Annotated in this window: 15 protein-coding genes; 10 read left to right on the top strand and 5 right to left on the bottom strand. The window is 58.5% G+C overall.

All coding sequences use genetic code 11. The features are described 5' to 3' along the window. Nucleotides 1-36: 36 nt before the first annotated feature. On the bottom strand, nt 37-243 hold the full coding sequence (locus tag HFP54_RS06820; protein ID WP_146410414.1) for a hypothetical protein: 207 nt from the start codon (nt 241-243) through the stop codon (nt 37-39). Nucleotides 244-605: 362 nt separating this feature from the next. Between HFP54_RS06820 and HFP54_RS06815 the strand changes: the two genes are divergently transcribed. The 5 genes from HFP54_RS06815 (at nt 606) to HFP54_RS06795 (ending at nt 5,794) form a co-directional block, all read left to right on the top strand. Continuing rightward, nucleotides 606-1,010 carry a hypothetical protein gene (locus tag HFP54_RS06815; protein ID WP_168564522.1) on the top strand — a complete coding sequence of 135 codons (405 nt, stop codon included), beginning with the start codon at nt 606-608 and terminating at the stop codon, nt 1,008-1,010. A gap of 143 nt (nt 1,011-1,153) precedes the next feature. After that, nucleotides 1,154-2,200, top strand: a complete 1,047-nt coding sequence (locus HFP54_RS06810) for a hypothetical protein (RefSeq protein WP_168564733.1) — start codon at nt 1,154-1,156, stop codon at nt 2,198-2,200. 85 nt (nt 2,201-2,285) lie between these two features. Next, nucleotides 2,286-2,528 (top strand): hypothetical protein, encoded by a 243-nt coding sequence (locus HFP54_RS06805; protein WP_145303708.1) that lies wholly within the window; start codon nt 2,286-2,288, stop codon nt 2,526-2,528. A 36-nt stretch (nt 2,529-2,564) separates the two neighbouring features. Next, nucleotides 2,565-3,470: a tyrosine recombinase XerC gene (gene xerC, locus HFP54_RS06800; protein ID WP_146410416.1), complete on the top strand. Its 906-nt coding sequence runs from the start codon at nt 2,565-2,567 to the stop codon at nt 3,468-3,470. 155 nt (nt 3,471-3,625) lie between these two features. Next, the gene (locus HFP54_RS06795) at nt 3,626-5,794 is read left to right on the top strand and encodes an FAD-dependent oxidoreductase (protein ID WP_235951305.1); all 2,169 of its coding nucleotides are present in this window, start codon (nt 3,626-3,628) and stop codon (nt 5,792-5,794) included. Between the two features lies 1 nt (nt 5,795). Here HFP54_RS06795 and HFP54_RS06790 read toward each other — a convergent pair whose 3' ends face one another. From HFP54_RS06790 to HFP54_RS25495, 4 genes are all read right to left on the bottom strand, one after another. Then, on the bottom strand, nt 5,796-6,476 hold the full coding sequence (locus tag HFP54_RS06790) for a TIGR04283 family arsenosugar biosynthesis glycosyltransferase (RefSeq protein WP_168564521.1): 681 nt from the start codon (nt 6,474-6,476) through the stop codon (nt 5,796-5,798). A 51-nt stretch (nt 6,477-6,527) separates the two neighbouring features. Next, nucleotides 6,528-7,667 (bottom strand): LptF/LptG family permease, encoded by a 1,140-nt coding sequence (locus HFP54_RS06785; protein ID WP_168564520.1) that lies wholly within the window; start codon nt 7,665-7,667, stop codon nt 6,528-6,530. Between the two features lie 116 nt (nt 7,668-7,783). Further along, entirely contained in the window at nt 7,784-8,560 is a 777-nt protein-coding gene (locus tag HFP54_RS06780) for a 2-phosphosulfolactate phosphatase (RefSeq protein ID WP_168564519.1), read from the bottom strand. 9 nt (nt 8,561-8,569) lie between these two features. After that, the gene (locus tag HFP54_RS25495; RefSeq protein WP_231131236.1) at nt 8,570-8,779 is read right to left on the bottom strand and encodes a zinc ribbon domain-containing protein; all 210 of its coding nucleotides are present in this window, start codon (nt 8,777-8,779) and stop codon (nt 8,570-8,572) included. Between HFP54_RS25495 and HFP54_RS06770 the strand changes: the two genes are divergently transcribed. The 5 genes from HFP54_RS06770 to HFP54_RS06750 all read left to right on the top strand — a co-directional run bounded on the left by HFP54_RS06770 (nt 8,778) and on the right by HFP54_RS06750 (nt 16,580). Beyond that, nucleotides 8,778-10,016 (top strand): leucine-rich repeat domain-containing protein, encoded by a 1,239-nt coding sequence (locus HFP54_RS06770; protein WP_235951304.1) that lies wholly within the window; start codon nt 8,778-8,780, stop codon nt 10,014-10,016. The two genes, HFP54_RS25495 and HFP54_RS06770, sit on opposite strands and share 2 nt — an antisense overlap. Next, the gene (locus HFP54_RS06765; protein ID WP_168564518.1) at nt 10,016-12,910 is read left to right on the top strand and encodes an ATP-dependent DNA helicase RecQ; all 2,895 of its coding nucleotides are present in this window, start codon (nt 10,016-10,018) and stop codon (nt 12,908-12,910) included. Before HFP54_RS06770 ends, HFP54_RS06765 begins: the two co-directional genes overlap by 1 nt. Nucleotides 12,911-13,098: 188 nt before the next feature. Continuing rightward, nucleotides 13,099-15,138: an ATP-dependent zinc metalloprotease FtsH gene (gene ftsH, locus HFP54_RS06760; protein WP_146410423.1), complete on the top strand. Its 2,040-nt coding sequence runs from the start codon at nt 13,099-13,101 to the stop codon at nt 15,136-15,138. Between the two features lie 42 nt (nt 15,139-15,180). Next, complete coding sequence (gene rsgA / locus HFP54_RS06755) at nt 15,181-16,326, top strand: ribosome small subunit-dependent GTPase A (protein ID WP_146410424.1); 1,146 nt, start codon at nt 15,181-15,183, stop codon at nt 16,324-16,326. After that, complete coding sequence (locus HFP54_RS06750; RefSeq protein WP_146410425.1) at nt 16,323-16,580, top strand: hypothetical protein; 258 nt, start codon at nt 16,323-16,325, stop codon at nt 16,578-16,580. Before rsgA ends, HFP54_RS06750 begins: the two co-directional genes overlap by 4 nt. Nucleotides 16,581-16,599: the final 19 nt, after the last annotated feature.

Below are 16,599 nucleotides of genomic sequence, written 5' to 3'. Positions count from 1 at the left end.
AAATCCCAGCCCAACGCGACGGCGGTGGACCGTCGATCAGGGAGTTTCGCCGGCGGGCGTTTCGCTGCCGGTGGTGACGTTGCTGCCCGGGGTTTCAACACCGGTGGTGGTGTTGGAGGTTTCCGTTTCGGTTTCGGTGACGGTGGTGTCGGTCGAAACGTCCACGTCTTCGGCCGGCGGGGTGCATCCGACGGTGAAGCAGCACAACAGGGCGGCGGCAACCAAGGAGATCAATTTGTTCATAGGTCTGTTCAGCGGGCAGGACGGTTGAAAAACGGAACGGTTCGTCGATGAACGATTCGCAAAGGGGGGGAGCGACGCACCGTCGGATCACGAACGTCATGTGCGTCTGACGATTCATCTTAGCCGGCGCTTCGCCGACGAAAAGGGCGTCATCCGCGACAACGCCGCCTGGGCGGTCGCCGCACAAACACCCTAATCGATACAGTTGCCCAGATCCGTCCGCATAACCCGTTTGTGGGCGTCTGATTCACCCTTGTTTCGTTCGCACGCCTAAGCGCCGCTTCGGTCAATCGCCGATACCAATGGCAGGGCTATCAACCCAGAAATCTGGCCAAACACCTTCCGGCGTACGAGCGGGTGAAATGAAAAAGACGTTGCTGTTGTCCGCTTTCGCGGTTTGTGTGTTTTCCGCCGGTGCCGCTGTGGCGCAAGACGATGCGACCGATGCCGCCGCACCGATGTTCGATCGTCTGCCGCTTTATGGCAGCCCCGCCGAATCGGCCGAGCCGAGCGCAACGCAACCGCCGGCGGTGACCGAAAATCCGTCGCTGGACCGTCGTCGTGCCGAACAGGCGTACGACAAAAAGCTGCGGACGGCGATGCTTCGTCAGGAACGAGCGCTCTACTGGATGAAGCATCGTATGGCACGGATGGAACGCGACGCTTGGCTGGGACATTCGCCGTTGCGTCCTCGCTTCCACGCGATCCCCACGGCGGCCAGCCGCTACAACCAGCCGACGGTGCTGGTGCCCGTGTACGTTCGCTGATTCGGATCGGCAGCGCCGAAAAAATCCTGGGATTTGAATCAAGTCGGCCGCGATGCGTGCCGATCCAGGAAAGCTAGGGACGGAGGCAACGCGGGACTCATTGCGCGCCGGCCCGAGTAACCGTGAAACACGCCACCCGTCATCTGCCCGCGATTCTGCTGACGATCGCTTTGTGCCCGTTCTGGGGCGGCTGTTCGCTGTTTCCCGAAACGCGGTACCGCCAAAGGCTTCACAACCCGTTTCCGCAGCTCAAGCGGGTGGCGGTGTTGCCGTTCTATAACCAAAGTCAATCGCCGACGCTGGACACCGAACAGGTGGCCGAGGCCTACTATGCGGCGCTGCAAGCGGTTCCCGGGTTCGAGGTCTTGCCGGTCGGCGTGACCAAAGCACAGTGGCACGCGTATGCGATGCAGTTCGGCGAACCCACCACCGGGCAACAGTTTCAGAACCTGGCCCGGTTCATGAACGTGGAAGCGGTCGTGGTCGGCTCGGTCACCGATTACGAATCGTATTACCCGCCCCGCATGGCCATGACCGTTCATTGGTATGCAGCCAACGAAGGCTTCCACGAAATCCCGCCCGGTTATGGTTTGCCGTGGGGAACCGAGGCGGAAGAAGACATCCCCAGTCGAATTGTCCAGGAAGCCGAATTCGAACTTGCCCGCAGCCAGCTGGCCACCCAATCGCCGACCGTTGCCCAGCAACAACCCGACGGCCACCAAGGCCCCGACAGCCAAGCGACGGTCCAAGCAGGCTATGTCGAAGGTGAGAACATCATCGGCGATGTCATGTTGCAAGACCCTTTGGATGGTTCGATCGTCACGTTGGATGCGGAATCATGGACCGCCGACGGAGCGATGCACGAAAGCCTGCCACCCAATTTTCCCGGTCCGGTCGACTTGATCCCCGATCCGCCGGCTCCGGTGCGACCGGTTGCAACGCCCACTCATAAGCCGGTCTTGGCACAAACGCGGATGTATCGCGGGGACGACCCTTACTTTACGGCAAGGCTTGCCGATTACGTTGAAACGGGTGATGACGCACGCGGGATGGGTTGGCAAGGATATCTGAAACGTAGCGATGATTTCGTACGTTTCTGTTGTCACCTTCACATCGCTGAAATGCTGGAGTCTCGCGGGGGTGCGGACCAAAGCGACCTCATCCTACGTTGGCCGCTCAGCCGATACTGATGTTCGTCAGCGTGGCACGCCGGCCGGCGAATTGTCGGCTCGGTCCAAGGCCACGGACGTTCAACGGACCATCGGGAACAATCGAATGGATGCGGAAATCAACGTACTGGCGTTGGTCAAAGGTGAAGAGAAGTTTCTCTTTTTGTTCGACGATCAGAACCGCGACGAAACGTTGCGTCAGCTGGCCCGATTCGCCGCCAATCCGGAAATCGATTTCAGCTGGTACGACGCCGCGATGCTGAGCCGCAAGATCCGTGACGCCGTGCCCGATGAAGCCTGCGATTATTACGAAGCGGAGTTGGACAGTCTGTCATCGGACGAATTTTAGTCGTCCGCTTCCAAACGTTTCGGGCTCTTTTGGGCAATGCAACAAGCGATCACTTCGTTTCTGCGATACTTGGCCACCGAACGCAACGCGTCCGACTTGACGATCAAGTCGTATCGCGAAGATCTGTTCGGATTGTTGGAATGGTTGCAAGCGACCACCGGCGGCACGCCCAAGCCGGATGATCTTTCGCCACAACAGCTGCGCACGTTCCAGGCGGCTTTGACCGAAGCCGGATACGCACGCGCGACCATTTCCCGAAAGTTGGCATCGCTGCGCAGTTTCTATCGCTTTGCCATGCGTGAAGGGATGGCGACCAGCAATCCCGCCAAGCCGCTGCGTAACCCACGCCGACAGCGAAAGCTGCCACACGTGTTAAGCACCGATGAGGTTGGGCGGCTGTTGTTGGCACCGCCCGATGCCGATCCGGCGGGCCTGAGGGACCGGGCGATTCTGGAAACGATGTACTCCGCAGGGCTTCGCGTCAGCGAACTGGTGGGGATCCGCGACGGTGATATCGACCCACACGAACAGATTGTTCGGGTGCGTGGGAAAGGTCGCAAGGAACGGATCAGTCCGCTAGGGTCTTTCGCACTGCGGGCGATCGATCGTTATGCGCGGGTGCGGGTTCGCGACCCCAAGGTCGAACAACTCGGCCGCGAGGCCCCGGTCTTTGTGAATCGTTTCGGTCGAAACCTGACCACGCGTAGCGTCGGACGAATGTTGGAAAAATACATCGGTCTGGCTGATCTGGATTCACGGACCAGTCCACACACGCTGCGACACAGTTTTGCCACACATTTGCTGGATCGCGGAGCCGATATCCGCAGCGTCCAAGAATTGCTGGGCCATAAAAGCCTGTCGACCACACAGATTTACACGCACGTTAGCGCCGCGGGGCTACGCCAGATTTACGAAAAGGCGCACCCACGCGCCGCAGGCTGATCGGGTTCGACGTTGGTGCCCACGGTAACGGGGCAGGGCATTATGCTGTGGCACTAGCTGTCGCCCGGTCGCATCATCGACGCATTGGTTGATCGCGACCGACGGTGGCAGGTTTCGTCCCGCCTTTCGACTCGCTTCCCCAGCGTGTGTGCCCCATGACTGTTCGACAAGCTTTCACCATCGCTCTGATGGTGATCTGTGTGCATCCGGTGTTCGCTGCCGATGCAAACCAGACCCAAGGAAAAGACCAAGATAGGCCGGTCCGTGTGCGTCGCGACCTGGTCATTTATGGCGGTACATCAGCGGCGATTTCCGCTGCGGTTCAAGCGAAACGCGATGGCCTGTCGGTCGTCGTCGTATCGCCGGACAAGCACTTGGGTGGATTGACCAGCGGCGGTTTGGGGTGGACCGACACGGGGAACAAAGCGGTCATCGGCGGAATCGCCCGAGAATTTTATGCCCGTGTATACGACCACTATCAAACCGACCAGGCTTGGCAATGGCAGCCACGTTCGGATTACGGAAATCGCGGCCAGGGGACCCCGGCAATCGATGGCGATCGACGCACGATGTGGATCTTTGAACCGCACGTGGCCGAAGCCATCTTTGACAGTTGGGTCGACGAAAACCAGATCGATGTGCACCGCGACCGGTGGCTGGATCGCGATAACGGTGTCACCGTGGTCGACGGACGCATCACACAGTTCACGACGCTTGATGGCAGTGTCTATCAAGGCAAAATGTTCATCGACGCGACCTATGAAGGTGATCTGATGGCGGCCGCCGGTGTCAGCTATCACGTCGGTCGCGAATCCATGGATACGTACGGTGAACAATGGAACGGCATTCAAACCGGCGTCTATCACCACCGCCATCATTTTAAAGCCATCGATTCCCCGATCGATCCCTATGTGGTCCCTGGTGACCCGTCCAGCGGCGTGATCGCCAAAGTCAGCGATGATCCGCCCGGTGAATATGGTGCGGCGGACCACCGGATCCAAGCCTATTGCTTTCGCATGTGTCTGACGGATCATCCCGATAACCGAGTCCCTTTTGCAAAGCCTGACGGTTACGATCCGGCCGATTACGAATTGTTGGGGCGAATCTACCAAGCCGGTTGGAGGGATACGTTTCGGAAATTCGATCCGATTCCCAATCGCAAAACCGACACGAACAACCATGGTCCGATGAGTACCGACAACATCGGCATGAACTACGAATATCCCGAGGCCAGCTACCAGCGACGTCGCGAAATCATCGCCGAACACGAGCGCTATCAGAAAGGTTGGCTGTACTTCATCTGCACCGACCCGCGTGTACCACAGACGACACGCGATCGAATGAACCAATGGGGCTTGGCGGCGGACGAGTTTCAAGACAACGGTAATTGGCCGCATCAGATTTACGTTCGCGAAGCCCGCCGAATGATGGGCGAAATGGTGATGACCGAAAACCATCTGCTGAAGCGAACCGAAACGCCCTGTTCGGTGGGCATGGGCAGTTACGCGATGGATTCACATAACGTCCAGCGGTACGTCGATGACAACGGTCATGTGCAAAACGAAGGCGATATCGGTGTGTCGACACGGGGCCCGTATCAGATCGCCTATCAAGCGTTGGTGCCGAAGAAGGCCGAGTGCGAAAATCTGTTGGTACCCGTCTGTGTGTCCAGCTCGCACATCGCCTTTGGTTCGATTCGTATGGAACCCGTGTTCATGATCCTGGGGCAATCCGCGTCGACCGCCGCCGCCATTGCGATTGATCGCGGCGTCGCCGTTCAAGAAATACCGTACGCGGAATTGCGACAGAAATTGTTGGATGACGAACAAGTGCTGGAAACACCGGCGGATGTCTTGGATGCCGTCTCAGACCGCTCGCAATCGATTCCTGTGAAGTCGATCAATGGCTTGGTCGTTGACAACACGAAAGCACAGACCACGGGCAGTTGGCAATCCAGTCATTCTGCGGCCAACCATGTCGGTTACGACTATCTGCACGATGGGAATGCGGGGGACGGCAAATCAACCGCAACCTTCACGATCACCGTTGACGACGGCGGCGAATACGAGCTGCGTCTGGCATACACACCGCATTCCAATCGTGCGACCAATGTGCCGGTTCTGATTCGATGGGGGGGAAATCAGGTGGTCGCCACCGTCAATCAGAAGGAAAGTCCGACGTTGGATGGCTGTTTCGTTTCCCTGGGCAAATACTCGTTATCGACCAGACAATCCGTCACCGTTCGAATCAGCAATCAGGGGACCGATGGGCATGTCATTGCCGATGCGGTCGCCTTGGTCCCGCTTGTGTCGGCAAAGCCGTAGGTCACTTGCCGCGATACCAATCGGCCAGGGTCTCCGGTGCAACACCCAGTTTGTAGGCGATCTGGATTCGCCAGTTCAGCAGCGTCTGGCGGACCGGTCCCCGGTTTTGCCAGCGGCGTGCGCTGGTGATCACCGGGCCATCAATCAGTTTGGGTCGGTCGCGACTTCGCAGCCTTCTGGACAGTTCGACATCTTCCATCAGTGGTGATTCGCTAAACCCGCCGACGGACTTGAAGACATTGCGACGGACGAAGATGGCTTGGTCGCCGAACGCCATCGACATCCAGCGGACTCTTGCCGCGTTGCCCGATTCGATCCAGCGATAGATGCGTTCGGAAGATTCGATTCTCTGGCGGCACGCGCCCCAGACCCATTCGTCGTCCAAGCGACAGATCTGGTCCAAGGTGTCGTTGCCCAGACGACTGTCGGCGTGCAGGAACAAGATGGCTTTGCCACGGGCGAAAACCGATCCCGAATTCATTTGGATGCCGCGTCCAGGAAGGCTACGGATGACATGCCCGGCACCGGACTGTCGCGCGATCGAAGCGGTTGCGTCGGTGCTGCCGCCGTCGCTGACGATGATCTCCGTTGCTCCCGCCGCTAAGGCGGAATCAATGCACGGGGCGATGTGATCCGCTTCGTTCAGTGCGGGGATCACAATCGAAATTTCGTCGGGCTTCACGTGCCGTGACCGTTGCAGATGGGGACGGCGACACGCCGATGCGACGCCGATTCAAACCGTTTGGACGAAGCGGTACCGGACGTACGCGACCGGACCGATCACCAACAGCGGGATCCAAGCGGCCATCGCGGGTGACAACACATAGCCACTGCCCGCCATTCCGCCGGCCACCGTTTTTAGCCCAAAGAAGAAAACGACGATACCGATTGCCGCCCCGATACAGACGAACAAGTTCTGTTGACGACGATTGACCACCAACGGCAACACCAACAGCACCAAAGCCATATCCAAGGGGACACGGACGACCCGTTCGTGCAGATAGACCCGCAGCGCGTCGCTGCTGTGGACGGCCGGATTGCAAACACGACCGACCAGTTCCAGAACCGATGCCTGTTTGGTGGCGGTGGAATTGGACTGTAGCAAATCGATGCCGATCCTCGTCGCGACGAAGCACTCGTCGGGATTCAGCCAATCTTGGTCAGTGGCCGTCATCAGAATCGGTCGTCCGTCAAAATAGACCGTGGGGACTTGCGAAACAGATTCGGGACGCTGGACGTCTTGGACCAGAAAACCATCGGGGTGCTTGTCGCTGGCGGCCAACCAGACGGCGTCGGTGCCGGTCAACAGATCGCCAAAGCCGTCAAAGTCGCCGTACAACAGAAAGCTGGGTTCGGTGATGCGTTTTTCAGTAGCAACCAGCGAACTGCCGTCGATCAGGATGCCGTTGATTCGGTCGTAACGCGACGTCACCGGTTGCGCTGCGTTGACGTCCAAGTCTTTCGATTTCATCGTCAGACTATCGCGAAAATGCGGCAGCACCAGCTCGCGATTGGCCAACTGGACCATGATGATGGCGGCACTGGCCATCACCATCGGTCGCAAGATTCGGCCGTGGGAGACTCCCGCCGCCAACGTTGCGGTCAGTTCGCCGGTGTGCCGCAGCCAACCGGCCGTGAACAGAAACGCCATCAACGTGATGATCGCCCCGGTCCAGTCGAAAAGCAGCAACAGCAACGGGCCGTACGAACTGATCAGCGTCGGAAACCAACCGCCACTGGATTCGGCGCGTCGCGTCAATTCGTCCATGCTGTGAAACGCATGAAACACCACAAAAACGCCACCCAGCGAACAAAACGTGATCAATACGGTGCGCAGAAACAGCACCAAGATGTAGCGATCAATGCGTGTCACGTTCCAAACGTCTGGGGATACAGGTGGAAGGTCGATCGGTTCGCAGCCAACAGTCCGTCCGCGTTATCTCCGGAACAGCCCCGTCGTCACAAGATCAATCGTTACGGCGATGACGATTACCTTGGTGCATCGGCAAACGCGGTCCCATCGGTTCCGGCGTCGAATCGGATTCGTGTCGGAACGACCCGACAGGTGTCAATTCGGGCGCATCGCAGAACATCATCTGCGTAGCCGCGATTGACCAAATTACGGCCGCCGCGGCCCAGTCGCAGGCCACCGGCCAGGTCGGTGGGTGCCAGCGAACAGACGGGTGCGGAAAACTGCTGACGCCAAGTCGCCCGCGCGATTTCGGCGGCATCATCGGCGACGGTCGCGTTATCGCTGATGACGGCATCTTCGATGATTGCGCCCGCCAGCAAGACGTCTTCCAAAGTGATCTCGCCGTCGGTTCCCGCACAGACAAGCAACACGTTTTCATGACCCGACATCGCGTTCCGGATGGCGGAAAAGTTCACGAAGGAACCCAGGATCACTTGGCCCACATCACCGACCGCCGCGACGGCAGCGGTTCCATTGGTCGTCGTCAAAATCAAGTCGCGTCCGGACACGACCGACTTTCCATATTCGGCCGGCGAATTGCCCAGATCAAATCCTGCGATCCGGTGGCATTGCCGTTCACCGCACAGCAGCGGTGGTGTCGGAGTGTCCGCCGCGATTCGTTCGGACAGTTTTCGCGACGCATCGATGCCGGGGCACGTCCACAAAATTCCGGCGCCATTGCCCAGGGCAGTGGACGCGACCGTGGTCGCCCGCAAAACGTCAATCACGATGGCCAAGTCCGCCGAAAAATCGGCCGACCGCAGCGACGGCAATAAGCAAGTACTGATGCGCACGACGCAGATTCAGAAACGGTCTTGTTCGGCGTCGGCGGACACGAAAACTTCGCCATCACGGACGTCGACATGGATGTGATTGGGACGACAGCACACCGGACAGTCTTCGACATAATCTTGCCGGGAGCCTTCGGTGACGTCGATCGGAATCACGATCTCTTCGCCACATCCGTCACACACATAGGTGGATTCGTCGTTCAATTCGCGGTCTTCGTCCATGTCTATGTCCTCGACTGATCGCTTCAATGGTGGGGCGGACGGTCCGGCGATTCGGATGATGTTGGTGCACAAGCTCCGCCGGTTGCCTGTTCCCGTCGGCCCGGTCATCCCGCACAATAGCATCTTTGTCGACGCTTGCAGCCGATTCCTGCGGTGGGCCGCAGCGACGACCTTTGCATCGGGGCCAATGGAGGACATCGACGTGCTAAGCAGATTGCAATCCCGACGCCGGAAAATCCGAGCGTTTTCCCTGATCGTCTTGGGGGTTGGTGTCTTTTTGGTCGCCGGTTGTGGCCGAGACGCACGCAAAGACGCACCCGACGTTGGTTCGGACGATGCGGCGAACACGGTGGATTCATCATCCGAGATCCAGCGGCTCGGGGGCGAAGTTCATTGGACCAAAGGCAACGAACGGTGTGCGGTGTATTTGAACGACATCGCAGCGGACGATTTGCCCGTGGTCGTTGCGGCCACGCTTTCGCTGCCCGGTGTGGAAGAGGTTCGGATGACCGGGGCACAGGTTGGTGATACGGCGGCACTGCCCATTGCCGGTATCCCGACGCTGCGTCGTCTGCGGCTGACGGATACTTCGATCACCGACGCGACGATTGCCAAGGTGTCTCAACAAGGCAACTTGCAACTGTTGCATTTGCACGGGGCGCCCGACGTGACGTCCGAAGGCATGTCGGCGATCGAATCGTTGACCGCGATGAAAGACCTAAGCTTGTCCGGCAAAAACTTTGACGACCGTGTCTTGCCCGCTCTCACAGCGATGGGCCAACTCAAGAAGTTGCGTCTGCGGGGCAGCGGCGTCACCGGTGACTCCTTTGAACCGATCGCGACTTTGCCGGTGGTCGATTTGGAATTGGCCGAAACCGATTTTGGGAACCAGGGGATGCCTTGGATCGGCCAAATGCCAAAACTGACCAAGCTGAACTTGTGGCTTTGCAAGGTGGACGATGCCGGTGTCAAAGCATTGGATGGAATGACGCAGTTGACCTCGTTGAATTTGGACAACCTTCCCGGCGTCACCGACGCGTCGATCGACACCATCGTTGGGCTTCCCGAATTGACATTTTTGCATCTGGGGAAAACCAGCGTCTCACCTGAGGGCGTGGCCCGGCTGACGAAGCTGCAAAAACTGGAAACCTTGCACGTGACCAACTTGGACGTTCCCGATGACGTAATGGAAACGCTGCGTGAAGAAATGCCGAATTTGAAAAGCCTGGTGAATTGATGGCGGATGTGAAGGTCGCACATCAGGTTCCCGGAACGGGCAACCCCGAATCGCTGCTGGATCGGTTCGGGTTGCAATCGTTTCGCCCGGGACAGCGAGACGTCATTGATGCGGTCGCCGATGGTCGCGATTGTTTGTGCATCATGCCGACCGGGGGCGGCAAGAGTCTGTGTTATCAATTGCCGGCCTTGTCCCGCGAGGGAACAACCATTGTTGTGTCGCCATTGATCGCGCTGATGAAAGACCAGGTCGATGCGTTGCAGGCCCGCGGCATCGACGCGCGGCTGTTGAACAGCAGCCTGACGATGGCCGAACACGATGCAACGATCGAAGCGATGGCATCGGGCCAAGTGAAACTGGTTTACATCGCACCGGAACGATTGCGGAACGGACGGTTCCTGGAAGCGATCCGCAGGGTGAAGGTGTCGTTGTTGGCGATCGACGAAGCCCATTGTGTCAGTGAATGGGGGCACGATTTTCGACCCGACTATGCACGTCTGGGGGCGTTTCGTCAGCGTTACCTGAACAAAGTGCAAACGATCGCGCTGACGGCAACGGCAACTCCGACGGTCCGTGACGATATCTGTGGCTTGTTGAATCTGGACCAGCCGTCAGTCTTCGTTACCGGATTCGCCAGAACGAATTTGCGTTTTTCGGTGGATCATTTTCAAAGCGATTCGTCCAAAGACGAACGTCTGGCCCAGCACGTCGCACAAACGGACGGAACGGGGATCATTTATGCCGCCACGCGGAAGCGCTGTGAAGCGATCGGCGACTGGTTACCCGATCGCAGTGGTAAACGAGTCGGGGTCTACCATGCGGGGTTGGATCCGACACAGCGACATCAGGTTCAAGAAGCCTTCATGTCGGGCAAGCTTGCCGCGATTGTCGCCACTAACGCGTTCGGAATGGGGATCGACAAATCCGACATCCGGTATGTGATTCACTACAACATGCCGGGCAGCCTGGAAGCGTATTACCAGGAAGCCGGACGCGCCGGTCGTGATGGAAAGATGAGCGGCTGTCGGTTGCTGTTTTCCTACCAGGACCGCTACATCCAAGAATTCTTTATCGAGAATCGTTACCCGTCGCGGGAAACGGTTCAAAAGGTTTACCAGTACCTGTGTTCGCTGGACGACGACCCGATCGAACTGACCTTGGATCAAGTCCGACAGGCGATCGATGTCAAAGACAGTGCCGAAGCAATTGGGACCGCGGAAACGCTGTTGGCCAAAGCCGGGGTGTTGCGGCGATTGGACAGCAGTAGCAACCACGCGGTGGTTCGGATCGATGACGAAACACCCACGTTGCTGGATTATCTGCCTCGCGAAGCCAAGCTGCGACGCAAAGTGATGACGGCCATCGAAAAAGTGGTGGGGCGTCGACGCGGGGAAGACGTGTATGTGCGGCCGTCACGCTTGGCCGAATTAGCGGGGGTGGACCGTGAACAGTTGTCACGAACACTGCGCGAACTACAGAAACTGCGATCGTTCGACTACGTGCCGCCGTTTCGGGGCCGGGCGATTCACTTCACACGCCGCGACGTTCGCTTTGACGACTTGGCGATCGACTTCGACGAATTGCAACGACGCAAGGACGCGGAGTATCAAAAACTGGATGCGGTGATCGACTTTGCGCGGACGTCCGGCTGTCGTCAGCGAGTCGTTCTGCGGTACTTCGGTGACCCGAATGCAACCGATTGTGGATTATGCGATCGATGTGATCCGACCGGACGACGCTCCGGTGCAGATGTTGGTGTCGTGTCGGCATCGAAGATGTCTGCGACGCCGTCATCGGGCGTTTCCAAGATCGATCCGGTGCTGTTGCAACGCGGCGTCCAAGTGGTCTTGAGCGGCGTCACCCGGACGCACGGACGATTCGGCAAAACATTGGTGGCACAGATGTTGTGCGGCAGCAAAAGCAAAAAGCTGCAGCAATGGAAATTGAATCGGCTTAGCACCTACGGTTTGTTGGACAAGCTTCGTCAAACAGAGGTCGTCCAAGTGATGGATGAACTGATCGCTGCGGGATTGCTGAAACAGGTCGAGGTTGATCAGCGACGCCCCACGGTGCATTTGACCGATGACGGGCGCGACGTGATGCACGCCAAAGCGTCGGTTCCCGACAGTTTCCAGCCCGCCTACCCGCTTGCACGCAAATTGGCCGCCGCCGTTCGGTCGTTGGAAAAGGCGGACGTCACCGCCGCCGCCAAGACCGAACCGGATGCTCCGCGGTCGTCGTCGGAACCACCGAATCAGCCGGAGGCATCGAATGCGGCTTCGACACCGCAAGCGTCGGAAACCACTCTGCGGATCGACAACAATCCGGGGCGGGCCCCCGAGTCGCCCGCCGGCACGCCAGCGTCGGGCAAGCATTCCGCCGAAGCCGACTTGGTCGCTTCGTCAGTCGCCGTCAGCCCCGAAGAACAGTTGCGGAGCGATTTGGAAGAACGATTGAAGCGGTTTCGACGCAAACGCGCCGCCGCCATGGCGGTTCCCGCCCACCAGATCGTTTCCGCCGCAACGCTTCAGCGAATCGCCCGCCGGCAACCCCAGACGACAACGCAATTGGAATCGGTCGAAGGCGTGTCGACGGAATTGATTGAGTCGGCGGGGCACGATTTGGTCCAAATCGTGCTGGACTGTTTGGCCGACGCTCCCCAGGCTGGCGATTTGGCAGTCGGCGGCCAGGGCGACGATTCCTCAGAACCGTCCGGGACCGCCACGGCGTACTACTGGACCTGGAAGCTTCGTCGCGACGGCTACACCTGCAGCCAGATTCAGGAGATCCGTGGTTTATCGGCCGACGCCGTTCGCGGTCATTTGATCCGTGCCGATGGCGAGGGGTATCCCGTTGATCCCCAGTGGTTGTCCGGGCAACCGTCCGGCGACTAGGACGCCCGCACGTCTGAACCGGCGTTCGTCGCGGCCTGATTTGCGGCGATTGACCGTCGCACAGTGGGGTCGGACGTTTGGGGGTGTCAGTGCTAGACTGGTGTTCGACCGCCTACGATGACGTCGTCGGCTTAAACAAATTTTGAACGTTCGGAGCGTCCCGCCCGGGGGCTCGGGAAAGGTATTCGATGGAAAATCGTCCGGAGGAGAAGACCGATTCGGCCACCGATGGTCGCAAGCGGGGAAACAATTCGTTCTTGATCGCCCTGGTTGTGGCCGGGCTGATCGCGATGTTGTTTTTCAATCGCGGCGAAGAACGCGACCGGGTCACCGCCAGCTTTTTCCAGAACGAACTGGCCGGCGATAACATAGAAAGTGTCGTCATCACCGACGAAACTATCCGCGGAAAGTTCAAAACGCGGCCCAACAAGCCGGCGTCCGAACAAACTGCTGATTCCGATACGGTCCAGAAATACCGCAAAGAGTTCTACGTCACTCGCAACCGTGACGCCGGTGCCACCATCGAACTGGAAGACCAGTTGCGTCAGGCCGATGTGCCTTATGAATTCGCCGAGCGCGACCGTACCGGCGAAATTCTCAGTCTGCTGATCATGGTGGGGCTGCCGCTGGCGATCATCGCGTTCCTGTTTGTGATGATTCGTCGGACACGCAGCGACATCATGGGCGGCGGATTTTTATCAGGGTTCAGCAAGAGTCCCGCCAAGCGTTTCGAAGCGAATGAAAAGGCAATCAAGTTCACCGACGTTGCCGGTCTGGAGGGCGTCAAAGCCGACCTGCAAGAGATTGTCGACTACCTGAAAACGCCCGAGAAGTTTCAAAAACTGGGCGGCTTTGTCCCCAAAGGCGTGCTGCTTAATGGGCCTCCGGGGACGGGCAAAACGTTGTTGGCACGCGCCATTGCGGGCGAAGCGGATGTGCCGTTCTTCAGCGTCAACGGCAGCGAATTCATTCAAATGTTCGTCGGTGTCGGTGCCAGTCGTGTGCGCGATCTGTTCCGCACGGCCAAGGAACAAGCACCGTCGATCATCTTCATCGACGAAATCGACGCCGTCGGCCGCCAACGCGGCGCGGGCCTGGGCGGCGGCCACGATGAACGTGAACAAACGTTGAACCAAATCTTGGGTGAAATGGATGGCTTCAGCGGCAGCCAAGCCGTGATCGTTGTCGCCGCGACCAACCGACCGGATGTCTTGGATCCGGCGTTGCTGCGCCCCGGCCGCTTTGACCGTCACATCACTGTCGGGCGTCCGACGATGAAAGGCCGCGAAGAAATCTTCAAAGTCCACGTCCGCGACGTTCCGCTGGGCGACGATGTTGATCTGAAACGTTTGGCCGCTGGCACGGTCGGTTTGACCGGTGCGGACATTCGCAACATGGTCAATGAAGCGGCATTGTGGGCCGCACGTCAGGACAAAAAGCTGGTCGAAATGGAAGATTTCGACTACGCCCGCGACAAGATCCTGATGGGGGCCAAGCGTGAAGAGGTGCTGCAAGAAAGCGAGAAAGAAAAGACCGCTTATCACGAAGCGGGGCACACCCTGACCGCCTGGCATTTGGACGGATCGCACATCGTACACAAGGTGACGATCATTCCTCGTGGCCGTGCTTTGGGGGTCACCCAGTATGTGCCCAACGAAGATCGGCTGAGTGTCAGCAAGCGTGAATTGGAACACCAATTGATCGTTTTGCTGGGGGGGCGTGCTGCCGAAAAGATCATCTACAGCGAAACCTGTGTCGGTGCCGAAAACGATCTGGAACGTGCCACCAGCATCGCGCGACGCATGGTCACCCACTGGGGCATGAGTTCGAAAATCGGTCCGGTCAGCTACAAGACCAGTGACGAAGACCCATTTTTGGGCCGCGAGATCCATCAGTCACGACAGTTCAGCGAACACACGCAAGAGTTGATCGATGAAGAAGTCGCGCGGATCTTGTTGGAGGCCGATCAAAAGGCTGAACAACTGTTGCGTGAGCATCGCGAAGAACTGGAATCCATCACCAGGGCGTTGTTGGAGAAGGAAGAACTGTCGGAAATGGAATTGACTGACCTGATCGGACCCTCGATTCACCAACGCAACGGGACCAAGAAAGATAAGGTCGAACAGACGCTTGCACCCGAGAGTGCGCAGGAGCACAGTCCCGGCACGCCCGTCCAGCGAGACAGCGATTCGCGGGATGCCGACGCCCTGATCGATGGCGGAACCTGATCCGTTTGGCGATTCGCATGCGGTGACCCGGGCGGCGGTCAGATGCCAAAGAAAAAACACAACAAGCTTCGTGCCGATTTTCGCAAGAAACACCAGGGTCGTGTCCGCGATTCGGATCTGACCCGTCGCTTCCAAGCCGGGGATCAAGACAGCTTGGCCGACGCCGTTCAGTCCGAACGGTTGACGGGCAAAGGCGACCTGACTCGCAAGCGAACGGTCATCGGTGCCGATTCCAATCCCGACCAGGCGGCCGGTCTGAATGTCAAACTGGATACCGATTCAGATTTGATTCGTGGCCGCGTCGTCAGCGTTCACGGGCTAAAGGTTCGTGTAATCGGTGACGACGGACGGCGGTATGAATGTGCCGTGCGTCAGTTGTTAAAGTCATTGTCGACCGATCAGCGACACGTCGTGGTGGCCGGTGATCGCGTGACGCTGCGTGCGGAATCACCGCAAGATGGCATGATCGAAAGTGTGCTGCCACGTCGTGGCGTGTTGTCACGGTCCAGTCGCGGGAAACAGCATGTCATTGTCGCCAATGTCGACTACGTGCTGATCATCGCCAGCGTGGCCAGGCCATCGCTGAAGCCCGCTTTGATCGATCGGTTTTTGTTGACGGCGGCTCAATGCGAAATTCAGCCGATCATCGTTTTCAACAAATGCGATTTGATCGACCCGATACGGATTCAGCCCATCGTGGGCGTTTATGCGTCGATGGGGTACCGAACGCTGATGGTTTCCGCCGAAACGGAATGGAACATCGATCCACTGCGTGCGTTGCTTACCGGCAAACAGGCGGTCTTGGCTGGGCAAAGCGGTGTGGGGAAAAGCAGTTTGCTGAACCGGATCCAACCGGGGCTTGGGCTGGCCGTGGGCGAAGTCAGTGACGACAACGACAAGGGGCGTCACACCACGACCGCGTCGCGATTGATTCCCACCGACGGCGGTGGTGCCGTCTTTGATACGCCCGGGATCCGCCAGTTCCAATTGTGGAATATCGAGGCCAATGAGGTTGGCGGATTGATGCCCGATTTTCGGCCCTACGTCAGCAGTTGTCGGTACCCGGATTGTCTGCATTTGACGGAGACGGATTGTGCTGTGAAGGATGCCGTCGCCGACGCACGTATCGATGCGCGACGGTACGACGCCTATTGCCACTTGTTGGAAGAGGATTTGCTGCCGCAATGAGGCCACTGTCACGCCGCCGGGCCTTTGGCCTGATTGTTATCAGTTCACTGATCTTCACCGCTGCCTTGGTCTTGTTCTGCTTGGCATTGGGATTGGACCTGCGGAACGAAGGCTGGTCGGGGCCCAAATCAGATTTGCTGCAGTCAGGTCGCTCAATCGCCATGGTGGTTGCGTCGGCGGTGATGCTGGCCGTTGCCATTGTGATGTTCTTCGTGGGCTTGCATCGAATCAGCAAGCCCGACGATCTTCGTTGAACACGGCGGTTGCCCCCGT

The sequence above is a fragment of the Crateriforma spongiae genome (assembly GCF_012290005.1).
Classification (GTDB): Bacteria; Planctomycetota; Planctomycetia; order Pirellulales; family Pirellulaceae; genus Crateriforma; species Crateriforma spongiae.
Note: the sequence above shows the minus strand (reverse complement) of the source record. Positions and strands in the feature narration are given on the sequence as shown.